The organism is Marinomonas sp. PE14-40, assembly GCF_051623805.1.
Classification (GTDB): domain Bacteria; phylum Pseudomonadota; class Gammaproteobacteria; order Pseudomonadales; family Marinomonadaceae; genus Marinomonas.
This window is the reverse complement of the sequence record NZ_CP130700.1, coordinates 113,825-128,740: the sequence shown is the minus strand read 5'-3', so window position 1 is coordinate 128,740 and position 14,916 is coordinate 113,825. Positions and strand designations below refer to the sequence as shown.

Genomic DNA, 14,916 nt, shown 5'->3' with positions numbered 1-14,916 from the left:
GTAAAAGGATAACCCAGTGAACAGAGATCAAATCTTTGCCTTAGCACAACATCTAACCACTCAAAAGACATTATCTCGCTTAATTGGCCGTCTTGCTGAATGCGAGAACACTTGGGTTAAAGATACATTCATTCAAAATTTCATCAAAAAATATCAAGTCGATATGAATGAAGCAATTGATCCAAACCCTCAATCCTATAAGAACTTTAATGCATTTTTCACACGCGCCATTAAACCTGAATTAAGACCTATTGCATCCGATGAAAAAGCTATCGCATGCCCTGCAGACGGCGCAATAAGCCAACTTGGTGATATTGAGTATGGCACACTTATGCAAGCAAAAGGACACACCTATAGCTTAACTAGTTTACTAGGTGGTGACGCAGAATTATCAAATCGCTTTATTGGCGGTAAGTTTGCCACCGTTTATCTTTCACCTAAGGATTACCATAGAGTTCATATGCCAATTGACGGCAAACTGACTAAAATGATTCACATTCCAGGCAAACTTTTTTCGGTAAATAAAGTGACTGCTGAGCAAATACCAAATGTGTTCGCTAGAAACGAGCGAACGGTATGTATATTCGAAACGGCGGTAGGCCCTATGGCAGTAATTCTGGTTGGCGCTATGATTGTTGCCAGCATAGAAACCGTTTGGGCAGGTCAAGTAACGCCTTTTAATAAAAATGTTGTCACTTGGGATTACGACAAACTTAATCAAGTAGAGTTGAAAAAAGGCGAAGAAATGGGCCGCTTTAAACTTGGCTCCACTGCAATCGTATTATTCGGCGCTGACGCAAATAATTGGGAAGAACATTTAGAAGCAACTACACCTACTCGTATGGGTATGCCATTTGGGTCAATAAACATTTAATTCTTTGGGGCATCTATTAAATATAATGGGTGCCCACTCATAAAAAAAACATCCCGCAACAATTTTACACTCTTTTTTTACACTGCCTATATGTACAAGCAAAGCTTTCGTTACTATTCATTAATCATTGATTATATATAACTCATACTTGGGTTTTTAGTATCCGATATTTTTTGCGAGGCTTATATGCAGCTATTCAAATCGCTTAATTTAAAAGCGAAATTCACCCTCATGTTTGTACTTATTGGCTTATTACCAATAATAATCATTAGCTTTATATCAACTCAGAACAATACAAGTGATGTACAAGAAAAAGTTTACAACCAATTAAGTTCCATCAATCAAATCAAAAAAGAAACCATAGAGACTTACTTTCACGAGAGAGAGAGCGACATGGGTGTTCTGGTAAATATTGCAGATACATTACGCAATCAATCTTTCCAGAAACTATCAGCCGTTCAAGACTTAAAAAAATCAGAGCTAACAAATTACCTGCATAACAATTACGCTCAGTTGAACCTGCTAGCCTCTCAAGAACATGTAAAACACGCTCTTGAAGAAATGGTCACCACTTTTAAGTTTAAAAGCATGTGGACTCCATTACTTAATACTCATGACACAGAGTTCAAACAATTACTCACCTATTTTGGCTGGTATGACTTTTTTTTAGTAAGCTTGAAAGGTGATATTGTTTATTCAGCCACTCGAGAAAGCGACCTCAGAAAAAACCTTGAGAAAGATTTAAAAAATAGCTCTTTTTACAAAGCCTATAAAAAAGCAAAAGACAGTAGCGACAGTAATATCCATTTGGCAGACTTCTTTCCCTATGGCCCAAGTAATAACAACCCAGCAGCCTTTGCAGTCCAAGCCGTTGAAAAAAATGGAAAACGTATTGGCTATATCGCTTATCAGCAACCTCTTGAACATATCAATGAAATACTAGGCCATAGAACAGGCATGGGAGAAACTGGCGAATCTTATCTGGTTGGACAAGACAATCTAATGCGCTCAGACTCACATTTAAACCCCGAGAAATTTTCGGTTAAAGCATCTTTTAAAGGGCAAAACAAGATAACAACAAGAGCAGCAAAAGAAGCACTTCAAGGCAAGAAAGATACTGCCGTTATTATGGATTACAACAATAATCCTGTTATTAGCAGTTGGGACTATATTGATGTTGGCGAAGGAATTAGATGGGCTATAATTTCTGAAGTTGATGTCACAGAAGCCCTTAACCCACAAACATCAGACGGTGTTGATTTTTACAAAAGTTATATCGAAAAATACGGTTATTACGATTTATTTCTTATTAATCCAGATGGCTACATCTTTTACACAGTCACCAAAGAGGCTGATTACCACACCAACATCATTAACGGAAAATATTCAGATAGTGGCCTAGGGCAACTCATTAGAAATGTAAGTCAGAGCAAAATTTATAGCATGGCTGACTTCTCACCTTACGCCCCCAGTCAAGGCAACCCTTCAGCATTTATAGCACAACCACTACTAAACAATAACAAAGACGTTTCGCTATACATTGCCCTACAACTTCCGTTAGAAGGTATTGGCAATATCATGAAAACCCGTGTTGGCATGGGGGAGACAGGAGAAAGCTATCTTGTAGGTGAAGACCTTAGAATGCGAAGCAACTCATTTCTTGACCCAGAAGGACATAGCGTCAAACAAAGCTTTGTTGGCACAGTAGAAGAAAACGGCGTAAACACCCTCGCCACTAAAAGAGCGTTAGATGGCACCCAAGGTACAGATATCATCATTGACTACAATGGTCACCCTGTACTGTCATCTTATGACCATATCGATTTTAAAGAATTTAAATGGGCAATACTATCTGAAATAGACGAGGCCGAAGCCTTCATATCTATCAGACAAAACACTTACTTCATGATAGTTACTATGATAATCGCAGGCATCATAATCGCCGGTGTTGGAATACTTGTGGCCAAGCGAATTGCCCAACCTATTTCAGATATTTCTGACGTTGCAAACTTAATTGCAAATGGCGATCTAAGATCAGAAATCGATGTCAAAACATCTGACGAAGTTGGTAAGCTTCAGAATTCAATGCAGCAAATGATCAGTAATTTACGAACCATGGTTAATAATATATCAAGTGTTGCAAAAGAAGAGACCACTACATCAGAACAACTAGAAGAGATCACAAAAGAAACCAGCAACACTGTTCAAGAGCAAAAAGACATTGCAGAACAATTTACCACCTCAATGACTCAAATGGGCGCCACAGTGAATGAGGTTGCCGAGAACACATCAAACACATCAAGTGCTTTAAATGAAATACAAGGCAAAGTGTTAGAAGGTAGCTCAGCCCTAGATAAAACCTACCATTCAATATTATCTATGACAGAACAAATTCAACTTTCTGAAAAAACAGTACAGCAAGTAAGGAGCGATTTTGACCAAGTAAGCAGTGTACTGGATGTAATTAAAGAAATTGCCGAACAAACTAACTTACTTGCCTTAAATGCCGCCATTGAGGCAGCACGCGCAGGTGAACAAGGCAGAGGCTTTGCTGTGGTTGCAGATGAGGTCAGACAACTTGCCCAGAGAACTCAAGACTCAACCAAACAAATTGATGACATGATAAAAAACATCATATCTGGGGCAAACTCTTCTGTTGAAGTAATGGCAAAGAGTGTTTCAAGAGCTAATGAAGTGCAGAGTCACGCAAAAGAAGCCACAGACATCAATGAGGTCATTACTGAACAAATCAGCCAAATTAATACTCTCAGCTTACAAATTGCCACATCAACCAAAGAGCAAACTAAGATGATAGACATCATTCTAGATAACGTCGAAAACTTAAATAACGGAGTCTATAAAACAGGCGATGCAACCAATGTAATTGCTGAATCGAGTAGCGAACTCAACAAACTCGTTATTAAACTTGATAGAGAAACGAGCTTCTTCAAAATCTAAAGTGAACTTAAAGTGCCTGTCGTTTAACCAAAAAGCCACATCGAAATGATGTGGCTTTTTTGATTAAGTCATAAAACACCTTATTAAAAACTAAGGCATTTCATCCTCAAACTCTTCCTTAGGTGTTGGAATAAGGTCTTCTCTTTCAATTTTTTGTGCAAGCAATAGATTCGCAGCAACAAAAACAGAAGAATAAGTACCAATCACGACACCAATCAACAATGCAAAAGCAAAGTTGTGAATCGCCTCACCACCAAAGAAGAAAAGCACTAACAACACAAAAATAGTTGTTAAAGAGGTAATCAAAGTACGACCTAGCGTTTGATTAATGGATTCGTTAATCAAATCAACTGGCTCAACTTCACGCATAATACGGAAGTTTTCTCGAATACGGTCACAAACAACAATCGTATCATTCAAAGAGTAACCAATAACTGCAAGCAAAGCTGCCAGCACTGTTAAGTCAAACTCAAAACCGAGAATAGAGAAAATACCCAAGGTAATTATGACATCATGCGCAAGTGCCGCAACAGAAGCCACAGAGAACTTGAATTGGAAGCGAACAGCAACATATAGCATAACAATAGCCAAAGCTAATAACATGCCTAGGCCACCCTGCTCTCTTAACTCTTCACCTACTTGAGCACCAACAAACTCAGATCTTAGCAACTCAACACTCGCTGTATCAGAACGCAATACAGCAAGCACTTCATCACCTAAAGTTGGCGTATAGACATTTGCCATACGCACAACGATATCCGTATTGGCACCGAAGGTCTGAACCACAACATCATTGTATTGATTTTCAGCAAGTAAAGATCGGATCTGATCAAGCTCAGGAGCAACTTGATAGCCAACCTCAATCAAAGTTCCGCCAGTAAAGTCTAAACCAAACTCTAGACCTTTCACTGCCAACGAAATTAAAGAAACCACTACCAAGATAATAGACAGCAAGGCAACAGGCTTTCGCATTCCCATAAAAGGGATATTAGATGTTTTCATCGTCTTGTTTCCTATATCGATAAACGGGCGTCTTTACGACCACCATAAACCAAGTTCGCCTGAGCTCTAGTAACGATAATCGCCGTAAACATGGAGGTTATAATTCCCAAAGAAAGTGTCACTGCAAATCCCTTCACAGAACCAGTACCCACTGCAAACAAGATAACCGCAACTAACAAGGTTGTGATGTTAGCATCAAGAATTGTTGTAAACGCACGGTTAAAGCCTGAGTAAATAGCTTGTTGAGTAGGCAAACCAGCAGCCAACTCCTCTTTAATCCGAGAGAATATCAAGACGTTTGCGTCGACGGCCATACCCATGGTCAAAACAATACCTGCAATACCAGGCAAGGTTAATGTTGCGCCCAACAAAGACATACACGCCATAAGCAAAATAATATTAATGGCTAGAGAAACATTGGCAAACACACCGAATACACGGTAGTAAACCAACATAAATAGCATAACCACTAACAAACCGATTTGAGCAGAAACAACACCCAATCGAATGTTTTCTTCACCTAAGCTTGGTCCAACTGTTCTTTCTTCTACAAAGTAAATTGGAGCAGCAAGCGCACCAGCACGTAACAATAACGCTAACTCAGATGATTCACGTGAGCTATCCAAACCAGTAATACGAAAAGCGTTACCTAGAGTAGTTTGAATAGTTGCTAAAGAGATAATACCTTTTTCGCTGTATGACTGACGAACCTCTTGAGCTTTACCATTTTCATCCTCTACAAAACGAGAACGGGATTTATGCTCAATAAAAACAACGGCCATATTACGACCGACTGCTGTACGAGTCACTTTTGCCATTTGCTTACCACCCTTAGTATCAAGGCTGATATTGACTTGTGGCATGCCGTTCTCATCAAAAGATGAGCTAGCGTCAGAAACACTGTCGCCAGTAATAATCAAATCACGCTCTAAACGTGCAGTACGACCACTACCATCCCTAAAGGTAAGAACTTCAACATCATCCGCTTCAAGTGGCGCTTCCAAATGGAATTCAAGGTTAGCTGTCGCTCCTATGATACGCTTAGCTGCAGCGGTATCTTGTACACCAGGCAATTCAACCACAATACGGTTACTACCTTGACGCTGCACTAACGGCTCAGCCACACCTAGTTCGTTAACACGGTTTCTCAGTGTGGTTAAGTTCTGCTGCAAAGCATAAGCTTCTATTTCAGCTTTAGCCGATTCAGAATAACTTGCAGTTAAGTAAAATTCACCATCTTGTGACTGTGTGGAATAAATGTACTCAGGAAATTCTTCACTTAAAAGTGTTTCTGCACGCGTTAAAAAAGCCTCCTGTAGGAAACGAATTTTAAGCACGCCGGCATCAACATTTACCTTGCGATATCTCACTTTTTGCTGGCGTAGTAACGTTTTCATTTCAGCAGAAGCAACTACCATACGTTGAGCGAGAGCAGCAGGCGTATCTACTTCAAGCAAGAAGTGAACACCACCACGAAGGTCTAAACCTAATTTAGCTGGTCCTGCACCAAAAGCAGCAAGCCAATCAGGCGTTGTCGGCACAAGGTTTAAGGCAGTGACATAATTTTCACCCAATGCAGCAGCTACAACAGGTTTCGCTGCTAATTGATCAATACCGCTATTGAAACGTAAAGTTGCACCATTAGATGTCAACTCTGACGCTTTAAATTCTATGTTGGCTTTAGTTAAAGCTCTCTCTGCTTTTTTGATAACACTTTCATCAATGCTAACTGTCGCTTTTTGTGTGGAAAGCTGAAGAGCAGGATCATCAGGGTAAAGATTTGGCAAGGCATACAGTAGCCCAAGCGCTAATACAAAAAGAATCAGCAAATACTTCCACAAGGGATACTTGTTAAGCATGAAACATCCTTTGGTTCATCGTGTTTTATAAACACTTGTAGTTATCAGAATAAGAAAAGCGCCTTTCGGCGCTTTTCAAGTTATTAAATTGACTTCAGTGTACCCTTAGGTAGCACAGCCGCAACAGAGGCTTTTTGGAAGTTCAATTCAACACCTTCAGCTACTTCAAGAACAACATAGTTGTCGTTTACTTTAGTAACTTTACCTAGCATGCCGCCATTGGTTAACACTTCAGAGCCTTTCGCTAGGGATGACATCAAGCTTTTATGCTCTTTTTGACGTTTTGCTTGTGGGCGCCACATTAAAAAGTAAAAAATTAGTACAAAACCAACTAGTAGTACTAGGTTTAAAATACCTGCATCCGCTGGTGCACCAGCACCTTCTGCATGGGCAGCTGAGATCAATGAGATCATTCTTTCTGTCTCCAATGGTTATAAAATTATTATTGCATTTCTTATCTGTACATTTTCTTTAACAGCGTCAATTAAGATTCAACTGCTTTTTCCGCGACCAAAGGCGGCGTTTCTACACCACGCTTGGCATAAAACTCATCAACAAAGGCGTCAAATCTACCTTCTTCTAACGCTAGACGCAAACCAGCCATAAGTGTTTGATAATAACGAAGATTATGAATGGTATTTAGTTGCGCACCAACCATCTCTTGACACTTATCTAAATGATGTAGATAAGACCGAGAAAAGTTTTTACAAGTGTAACAGTCACATTCTTTATCTAAAGGCGACACATCATGCCTATGTTTTGCGTTACGAATCTTGACCACACCCTCAGATGTAAACAAATGACCATTACGTGCATTACGTGTTGGCATAACACAATCAAACATATCAACACCACGACGAACACCTTCAACAAGGTCCTCTGGCTTGCCGACACCCATGAGATATCTAGGCTTATCATCAGGCATTTTCGGTGTAATATAATCAAGCACTTTGGTCATTTCATGCTTAGGCTCACCAACAGATAAACCACCGATGGCATAACCATCAAAACTAATATCAACAAGACCCTCTAAAGACTCATCACGCAGGTTTTCATACATAGAACCTTGGATAATTCCAAACAACGCAGATGGGCTATCGCCATGTTCAGCTTTAGAACGTTCTGCCCAACGAAGACTCATTCGCATAGAATCTGCTGCACGCTCTGGCGTTGCTGGGTAAGGCGTACATTCATCAAAGATCATAACGATGTCAGAACCAAGATCACGCTGAACCTGCATAGAGATCTCAGGACTCATGAAAACCTTTGAACCGTTTACAGGCGATTGAAAGCTAACCCCTTCCTCTGTAATTTTACGCATAGCACCCAGAGAAAAGACTTGGAAACCACCAGAATCAGTTAAGATCGGCTTTTTCCATTGGGTGAAATCATGTAAGTCACCGTGCGCTTTAATCACTTCAGTACCAGGACGAAGCCAAAGGTGAAAAGTATTACCTAAAATAATATCTGCGCCAATCTCTTCAATATCTTTAGTCAACATGCCTTTTACTGTGCCGTAAGTACCTACAGGCATAAAGGCAGGTGTTTCAACTTTACCACGTGGGAAGGTTAAGGTAGCACGACGTGCTTTCCCTGAAGTAGCAGCTACTTCAAAGTCCATAAAACACTCTGGACGTTTATCTGTCATTACACATTTTCCTCATTCGCTGGCCCAGTTGCACCCGGGTTGCGGCTTATAAACATGGCATCGCCATAACTGAAAAATCGGTACTCATTGTCAATTGCGCATTGGTAAGCATTCATTACATGCTTGTACCCTGCAAAAGCACTAATTAACATAATGAGAGTTGACTCGGGCAAGTGGAAATTTGTCACCATGGCGTCAACTGTTTTAAATTCGTAACCTGGGAAAATAAAGATGCTGGTATCACCTTTCATCTCTTCTAATTGACCAGATTGGCTGGCTGACTCTAGGCTTCGCATGCTGGTACTACCAACAGCAATAACTCGTCCGCCTTGTGCTTTTGTTTGAGCAACCTTATCAACGACGCTTTGTTCGACCTCAACATATTCAGCATGCATTTCATGCTCTTCAAGGGTTTCTACTCGTACAGGTTGAAAAGTGCCGGCTCCCACATGCAAGGTAACAAAAGCCGTTTCGACTCCTTTTTCTCTAAGAGCCTCTAATAATGCTTCATCAAAATGTAAGCCTGCAGTTGGTGCTGCAACAGCACCAGGCTTTTCATTATAAACCGTTTGATAACGTTCTTTATCAGAGTTCTCATCAGGGCGTTCAATGTAAGGAGGCAATGGCATGTGGCCAGCCTCTTCTAATACATCCAATACATAATCATCGAAACAAAGCTCAAACAAGGTATCATGGCGCTTTACCATGACAGCTTGATACGTTTTATCTTGATCTGTCCCTAAAGTGATTTTACTACCGGGCTTAGGTGATTTACTGCATTTAACATGGGCTAGAACACTGTGTTCATCTAAAAGACGCTCAACTAAAATTTCTAGCTTACCGCCTGATTCCTTTTGACCAAACATACGTGCTTGAATAACACGGGTATTATTAAAGACCATCAGATCGCCAGGATTGACCAACCCAAGAACATCACGAAAGTCTAAATGCGACAAAGCCCCTGTTGGACCATCAAGAGATAACAAACGGCTGCCAGTTCGTTCAGGCATAGGATAAGTAGCAATTAAAGAGTCAGGTAAATCAAAGTGGTAATCAGAAACACGCATTCGCAACAAGCCTAGGGAAGTCATTAATAGAGTAAGTCAAAAAGACTCGGCATTTTATCGAAATTTGCGTTAAAAAGGTATGTTCTTACAGGGGATTATTAGATTTTTTATTTTAGCGGTGGACATAAAAAGTCATGAAAACAGGTTCAAAACAGATATTTATTAAAAAAGCTTATAAAAAAGGTTGACGCCTTCTAAAAAATCAACATAATACGCAGCCACAGTTTCCATGCCAGTGTGGTGGAATTGGTAGACACGACGGATTCAAAATCCGTTGCCGAAAGGCGTGGCGGTTCGAGTCCGCCTACTGGTACCATTTTATTTTTGATGTTACGACATTAAAAATCATGGTTTAAAAAAAGCCCTGATAACCTATCAGGGCTTTTTTTTCGTCTTGTTTTTGCTAGTGTTAGCTTTGTCATACATTTAACTAAAGGCTTTATCATGAATCGTCGTAAAAAGATTAAAAGCATCTTAACCAAGAAAGAAAAGATGTCTAATCGTCATAACAATTTAAATAAAAAGCCTAAATACATTAGTAAAGCAGACAGAGAAAAGTTAGAAGCAGAAGAAAACTCAAACACGTCTGACACTATTGAAAATAGCACGCCTCTCAATGAGGAGAAATAAAGCGAAGACGCTTAAAGTCCAGTCAACACATTAGCCTTAAAAGAGTAGATACCCTTCTTCTGTAAGTTTACCTAACTTTTAAGGCCAGCTCTCTTTTACGTATTCCAACGAAAAAACATCACAAGTAAGCTCGTTTTCCCTTTAACCAAATAGCTTAGGCTGATACTCGGTTTAAGCGGTTGCTTTAGCTTTAAGATACGCATTTTTTTGCATCTGACACACTTATGAAAGGTTCTTTAGTATTGTCAGAGGTATTTATCTTTACTGACTCTGTTTGCTTCGATAATGCAGGATTCAACCAACGTTGAAGCATCAATACCGAGCCTAATACAATAAGAATGGCAATACTTTCTCGTAATGTAAGAGCTTGTTCTAATACAGCCCACCCCACCATGATTGCCGTAACAGGGCTAAGCAAACTTAAAGACGAAACAGAAACAGAAGAAAGTTTAGCTATCCCTCTAAACCAAAGGCTGTAAGCCAGCAAGGCTCCAAAAATAGACAAATAGCCATATCCCAAATAATTATTCAAAGTTAAAGTGGGTAATGCCCCTTCAAAAACAAATGCTAAAGGCAATAAAATTATGCCCCCTAGTCCTAGTTGCCAGCCAGTAAAACTTATTACTGACATGCCGTTATTCCAACGTCTCGCTAGATAAGTACCAAAACCTAAGCAAACAGTACCAGCAAAAGCCGCCATTAGACCTATGCTGTCCCATTGGGTTTGAGGTGAAACAAAAAGAAAACTCATTCCTAATACAGAAAAAGCAGCCATCAGAACAACTTTAAGTTGAGGTTTTTTATGTTCAAAAAACCAGACTATTAGCATCATTAAAAGCGGTTGAATCGCACCTACTACTGCCGCAATTCCTCCCGGTAACCGATAGGCAGCGACAAACAATAAAGCTTGAAAAATACCAATATTAAGGCCAGATAAAAGGGATAATTGTAGCCATTGCTTTAGATTTAATTTCACACGTGGGAGAAAGAAATAACTCCATAAAATAAGAATAATACCAGCGGGTAATGCTCTAATTAACGCCGCGCTAAAAGGCCTATCTTGTGGTAAAAGCTCACTCGCGACTAAATAGGTTGTCCCCCACATAATAGGGGCTAATGCGGTCAACGCTATGTTGCCAAAGGCTTGATCCTTCATTGGTATAATCCTCGTCTAGAAATTTATTTAAACGTTCAAAAGTATCTTGAACTTAAGATACTTTTTAGATTGGCAGGGTTTTATCTTGACTTCAAGGTAAATTTCAGAGAAATTAGTCATTAATGAATATTGCTAAATTGGTCGATTTTTTAGCCTTATCACTCTTCACTTAGATTAAGGAAAGGCGCAACAATGAACGAAAATGACACAAAAAATGGGGATGCGGTAGATGCAATTAAACGTCAATGGCGAGCAGAAAGACCCGACCTAAACTTAGAAGCCATGGGAATTTTCGGCCGCTTAAAGCGTTGCTCCACCTTCATGACAGATAGGCTTGATAACACCTTTGCTAAGTTTGATTTAAATTATTGGGAGTTTGATGTTTTAGCGACTCTAAGACGTTCAGGCGCACCATATACGCTAGCGCCAACTGAATTATTCTCTATTATGATGATTACCTCAGGTACCATGACTCACAGAATGAAGCGATTAGAAGCAAGAGGCTTAATTGAAAGGTTGCCAAATCCGGACGATGCTCGTAGCCAACTGGTCAAATTGAGTCAAACAGGTTTTGATATTATCAATAAAACGGCCACTGCCCATGTTGATAATATGGAAAACATGCTGTCAGGTATGAGTGATACTCAGAAAAAAGAATTAGACAACAAGCTTACTGAGTTACTGGCTATTTTCGAGAAATAACCAAGGCATCTTAATTAAAGAAACTGCGATTAAGTATGCAGTTTTTTAATATGAGTCAGCTTTCCCCCATGTTAAACTCGCCCATAATTTCCATTGATCCCTTGTTTGATTAGTTCTTAAATTAATCAAACAAGCTATTACATAAGATACGTTAATCCCCTATGTTACGAATTACTGAACTTAAGCTGCCCCTAAACCACACTCAAGAAGATTTATCGAAAGCTATTACCACTCTTTTGTCTATTGAAGAGTCGCAATTAGATAGCTTTAGCATTTTCAAACGAGGTTATGATGCTCGTAAAAAGAAGGACATTCAGCTTGTTTACCAACTTGATGTGAGCCTGGATGAAAAGCTTGAGTCAAATGTGCTAGCTCAATTCAGTGACTCTAATTCAGTAAAAGAAACACCCAATACTGACTATCATTTTGTTGGTCAAGCCGAGGCTAGTTTCCCTAATGACTCTCAACATAGACCCATTATCATTGGATTTGGCCCTTGCGGTATGCTGTCTGCATTATTACTTGCTCAAATGGGGCTTAAACCTATTGTCATTGAACGTGGGCAAGATGTTAGACAAAGAACAAAAGATACCTGGGGTCTGTGGCGTAAAGAGAAATTAAACACCGAGTCCAACGTTCAATTTGGCGAAGGCGGCGCAGGCACTTTCTCTGATGGCAAACTCTACAGCCAGGTAAAAGATAAGCGTTTCTTGAGCCGTAAAGTACTTACTGAGTTCGTAAAAGCCGGCGCACCAGAAGAAATCATGTATGTCAGCAAACCCCATATAGGTACATTTAAGCTAGTTACCATGGTGGAGAAAATGCGTGCTGAAATTATAGAGTTAGGCGGTGAAATTCGTTTCGGTGAAAAAGTAGAGTCACTTATCCGCGAACAAACTAATGATGATAAGCAAGGTAGAATTACCGGTATCACATTAGCTTCTGGTGAGACCTTAACTTCTCACCATATTATTTTAGCCATAGGTCACAGTGCGAGAGACACCTTTAGTATGCTAGAGAAAGAAGGCATCTATATGGAAGCCAAACCTTTCTCTATTGGCTACCGTATCGAGCACCCTCAATCTGTGATTGATGATGCAAGATTTGGTGATAATGCAGGCCACCCTATTCTTGGAGCAGCAGATTATAAGCTTGTCCATCACTGTAAAAATGGCCGAAGTGTTTATAGCTTTTGTATGTGCCCAGGTGGCACAGTTGTCGCGGCAACCTCAGAAGAAAAACGCGTCGTCACAAACGGCATGTCTCAATACTCACGTAATGAACGCAATGCCAACTCGGCGATTGTTGTAGGAATAGACCCAGAAAAAGATTACCCAGAAAGTGTTCTAGCCGGTATCGACCTACAAAGAGAATTAGAATCTCTAGCCTACACATTAGGTGGAGAGAACTACCACGCTCCAGCACAACTTGTCGGTGACTTCTTAAAAGACATCCCTTCAACTGAGATAAGAAGTGTCACACCATCATACAAACCCGGCATTAAGCTAGGTGATTTAAGTAAAGCCTTACCTGATTTTGCCGTTGCAGCAATCAGAGAAGCGATTCCTGCATTTGAGCGTAAAATTAAAGGCTTTTCTATGTCAGATGCGATTCTAACAGGGGTAGAGACTCGTACTTCTTCTCCTGTTTGTATTCGTCGTGATGCTAGCTACCAAAGCATGAATACCTTAGGACTTTATCCTGCAGGCGAAGGCGCAGGCTATGCTGGTGGCATTCTTTCCGCTGCTATTGATGGTATTAAGGTTGCCGAAGCGGTTGCTAAAAACTTGCTTGAATTAGATAAACAAGCTTAATTTGACTTAGATTGGGGGAGTTAAAAATGACTGCCCCTATGCCCTAGGCTAAATTAACAGTTTCTGATATAAGTTTAGACAGGATAGCCAAGATACTGATATTCTAAATTTTAAATCGATTCAGAAAGAGCCTGCTAAGTATAATTTATGCAAGATTTTTTAACTCACTTACACAAGCAAGTTAAAGACCTAAAGGTCATACTCCCACTAAAGAAATACTGTTTAGCCTTATTGATGAGTAGCTTTACTCATATCGCCATAGCGGCAGATAGTATGGTCACCTTAACTTGGGAAAATGACATGTTTTCCAATAGTGACGGTCAATATACCAATGGCATAGGCATTAATTACGCCGCGCCCTTAGGCAGTCGATTCAAACGAGAAGATACTCCAGCACCAATATTCTGGCTTATAGAAGGCAGCGATTTTGCAACACAATCTGGTAAACGTCGTGGCACTTCCTATCGCATTGGTCAAGTTATGTTTACCCCAGAAGATATTACCCAAGAAAATTTAATCACAGATGATAGACCCTATGCAGGCCTTCTCATTTGGGATGCAACCCTCATATCCTTTGACGATACGGTTTCTGATCGTTGGGCCTTTAGCCTTGGACTAGTCGGGCCAGCAACTTTTGCCGAAGACGTTCAAGCAGGCATTCATGGTGCAACAGGGTCAGATGAGCCGCAAGGTTGGGATAACCAACTACGTAATGAGCCCGTATTTAGAGTAGAAAGAGAAGTTTTATTTCGGGCATTTGAACTTGAGCTTAACCCAAGCTTTGGTATGGACTTCCTTACCTTTGCTTCTATTGGCGCAGGTAATTTAAGTAGCGGGGCAGAGGCTGGAATTTCAGTGCGTATCGGTCATAGCCTAGACCAAACATACCCTAACTTTTCATCATTTCCTGTGCGTAGCCCAAACTATCTCGCTGGCAGATCCGCCCACTGGCAAATATTTGCAAGTCGCGCAAAGTCCTACGTTTATAACGATATTACACTAGACGGTAATACCTTTACCGATAGTCACTCAGTCGACATTATCAATGACAGACTATTCAGCGTATTGGGCCTCACTATCGGGTTTCAGTCTTGGAGTATCATGCTGTCATATCAAGAATCTAGTAAAACCTTTAGAACTCAAGCTGAAGATTCCAGTTATGGTGCCCTAAGTATTTCAGCCCTTTGGTAACACCACTTAGCCATT

General features: G+C 40.2%; 12 protein-coding genes and 1 tRNA gene. 7 read left to right on the top strand and 6 right to left on the bottom strand.

All coding sequences use genetic code 11. From position 1 onward, the window contains the following. The first annotated feature begins 16 nt into the window (after positions 1-16). Together asd and Q0A08_RS00650 are read left to right on the top strand one after the other, a co-directional pair. On the top strand, positions 17-874 hold the full coding sequence (gene asd, locus Q0A08_RS00655) for an archaetidylserine decarboxylase (RefSeq protein ID WP_438464233.1): 858 nt from the start codon (positions 17-19) through the stop codon (positions 872-874). Positions 875-1,060: 186 nt separating this feature from the next. Beyond that, a complete protein-coding gene (locus Q0A08_RS00650) occupies positions 1,061-3,832 on the top strand; it encodes a methyl-accepting chemotaxis protein (RefSeq protein WP_438464232.1) in 2,772 nt (923 codons plus the stop codon). A 90-nt stretch (positions 3,833-3,922) separates the two neighbouring features. On the opposite strand, the gene secF is transcribed toward Q0A08_RS00650, so the two are convergent. The 5 genes from secF to queA all read right to left on the bottom strand — a co-directional run bounded on the left by secF (position 3,923) and on the right by queA (position 9,408). Then, positions 3,923-4,834, bottom strand: a complete 912-nt coding sequence (gene secF, locus Q0A08_RS00645; protein WP_438464231.1) for a protein translocase subunit SecF — start codon at positions 4,832-4,834, stop codon at positions 3,923-3,925. Positions 4,835-4,845: 11 nt separating this feature from the next. Continuing rightward, positions 4,846-6,693: a protein translocase subunit SecD gene (gene secD / locus Q0A08_RS00640; RefSeq protein WP_438464230.1), complete on the bottom strand. Its 1,848-nt coding sequence runs from the start codon at positions 6,691-6,693 to the stop codon at positions 4,846-4,848. Between the two features lie 83 nt (positions 6,694-6,776). After that, the gene (gene yajC, locus Q0A08_RS00635) at positions 6,777-7,106 is read right to left on the bottom strand and encodes a preprotein translocase subunit YajC (RefSeq protein WP_438464229.1); all 330 of its coding nucleotides are present in this window, start codon (positions 7,104-7,106) and stop codon (positions 6,777-6,779) included. A 71-nt stretch (positions 7,107-7,177) separates the two neighbouring features. After that, positions 7,178-8,314 carry a tRNA guanosine(34) transglycosylase Tgt gene (gene tgt, locus Q0A08_RS00630; RefSeq protein ID WP_438467586.1) on the bottom strand — a complete coding sequence of 379 codons (1,137 nt, stop codon included), beginning with the start codon at positions 8,312-8,314 and terminating at the stop codon, positions 7,178-7,180. Positions 8,315-8,340: 26 nt separating this feature from the next. Then, positions 8,341-9,408: a tRNA preQ1(34) S-adenosylmethionine ribosyltransferase-isomerase QueA gene (gene queA, locus Q0A08_RS00625; protein WP_438464227.1), complete on the bottom strand. Its 1,068-nt coding sequence runs from the start codon at positions 9,406-9,408 to the stop codon at positions 8,341-8,343. A 231-nt stretch (positions 9,409-9,639) separates the two neighbouring features. Here queA and Q0A08_RS00620 point away from each other — a divergent pair. Continuing rightward, positions 9,640-9,724, top strand: a tRNA-Leu gene (locus Q0A08_RS00620). A gap of 128 nt (positions 9,725-9,852) precedes the next feature. Next, complete coding sequence (locus Q0A08_RS00615; RefSeq protein WP_438464225.1) at positions 9,853-10,038, top strand: DUF2986 domain-containing protein; 186 nt, start codon at positions 9,853-9,855, stop codon at positions 10,036-10,038. A gap of 190 nt (positions 10,039-10,228) precedes the next feature. On the opposite strand, the gene Q0A08_RS00610 is transcribed toward Q0A08_RS00615, so the two are convergent. Next, complete coding sequence (locus Q0A08_RS00610; protein ID WP_438464223.1) at positions 10,229-11,194, bottom strand: EamA family transporter; 966 nt, start codon at positions 11,192-11,194, stop codon at positions 10,229-10,231. Between the two features lie 192 nt (positions 11,195-11,386). Here Q0A08_RS00610 and Q0A08_RS00605 point away from each other — a divergent pair, with 192 nt between their 5' ends. From Q0A08_RS00605 to Q0A08_RS00595, 3 genes are all read left to right on the top strand, one after another. Further along, positions 11,387-11,896, top strand: a complete 510-nt coding sequence (locus Q0A08_RS00605) for a MarR family winged helix-turn-helix transcriptional regulator (protein WP_438464221.1) — start codon at positions 11,387-11,389, stop codon at positions 11,894-11,896. Between the two features lie 161 nt (positions 11,897-12,057). Further along, entirely contained in the window at positions 12,058-13,710 is a 1,653-nt protein-coding gene (locus tag Q0A08_RS00600) for an NAD(P)/FAD-dependent oxidoreductase (protein WP_438464219.1), read from the top strand. Between the two features lie 147 nt (positions 13,711-13,857). Next, entirely contained in the window at positions 13,858-14,901 is a 1,044-nt protein-coding gene (locus Q0A08_RS00595; RefSeq protein ID WP_438464217.1) for a lipid A deacylase LpxR family protein, read from the top strand. The last annotated feature ends 15 nt before the right edge of the window (positions 14,902-14,916 follow it).

What these genes read in the sequence shown, in the direction of transcription:
- Q0A08_RS00605 (WP_438464221.1), top strand. Translation starts at nt 11,387, where the DNA reads ATGAACGAAAATGACACAAAAAATGGGGATGCGGTAGATGCAATTAAA.
- yajC (WP_438464229.1), bottom strand. Translation starts at nt 7,106, where the DNA reads ATGATCTCATTGATCTCAGCTGCCCATGCAGAAGGTGCTGGTGCACCA.
- Q0A08_RS00650 (WP_438464232.1), top strand. Translation starts at nt 1,061, where the DNA reads ATGCAGCTATTCAAATCGCTTAATTTAAAAGCGAAATTCACCCTCATG.
- secD (WP_438464230.1), bottom strand. Translation starts at nt 6,693, where the DNA reads ATGCTTAACAAGTATCCCTTGTGGAAGTATTTGCTGATTCTTTTTGTA.
- queA (WP_438464227.1), bottom strand. Translation starts at nt 9,408, where the DNA reads ATGCGTGTTTCTGATTACCACTTTGATTTACCTGACTCTTTAATTGCT.
- Q0A08_RS00615 (WP_438464225.1), top strand. Translation starts at nt 9,853, where the DNA reads ATGAATCGTCGTAAAAAGATTAAAAGCATCTTAACCAAGAAAGAAAAG.
- Q0A08_RS00595 (WP_438464217.1), top strand. Translation starts at nt 13,858, where the DNA reads ATGCAAGATTTTTTAACTCACTTACACAAGCAAGTTAAAGACCTAAAG.
- tgt (WP_438467586.1), bottom strand. Translation starts at nt 8,314, where the DNA reads ATGGACTTTGAAGTAGCTGCTACTTCAGGGAAAGCACGTCGTGCTACC.
- secF (WP_438464231.1), bottom strand. Translation starts at nt 4,834, where the DNA reads ATGAAAACATCTAATATCCCTTTTATGGGAATGCGAAAGCCTGTTGCC.
- Q0A08_RS00600 (WP_438464219.1), top strand. Translation starts at nt 12,058, where the DNA reads ATGTTACGAATTACTGAACTTAAGCTGCCCCTAAACCACACTCAAGAA.
- Q0A08_RS00610 (WP_438464223.1), bottom strand. Translation starts at nt 11,194, where the DNA reads ATGAAGGATCAAGCCTTTGGCAACATAGCGTTGACCGCATTAGCCCCT.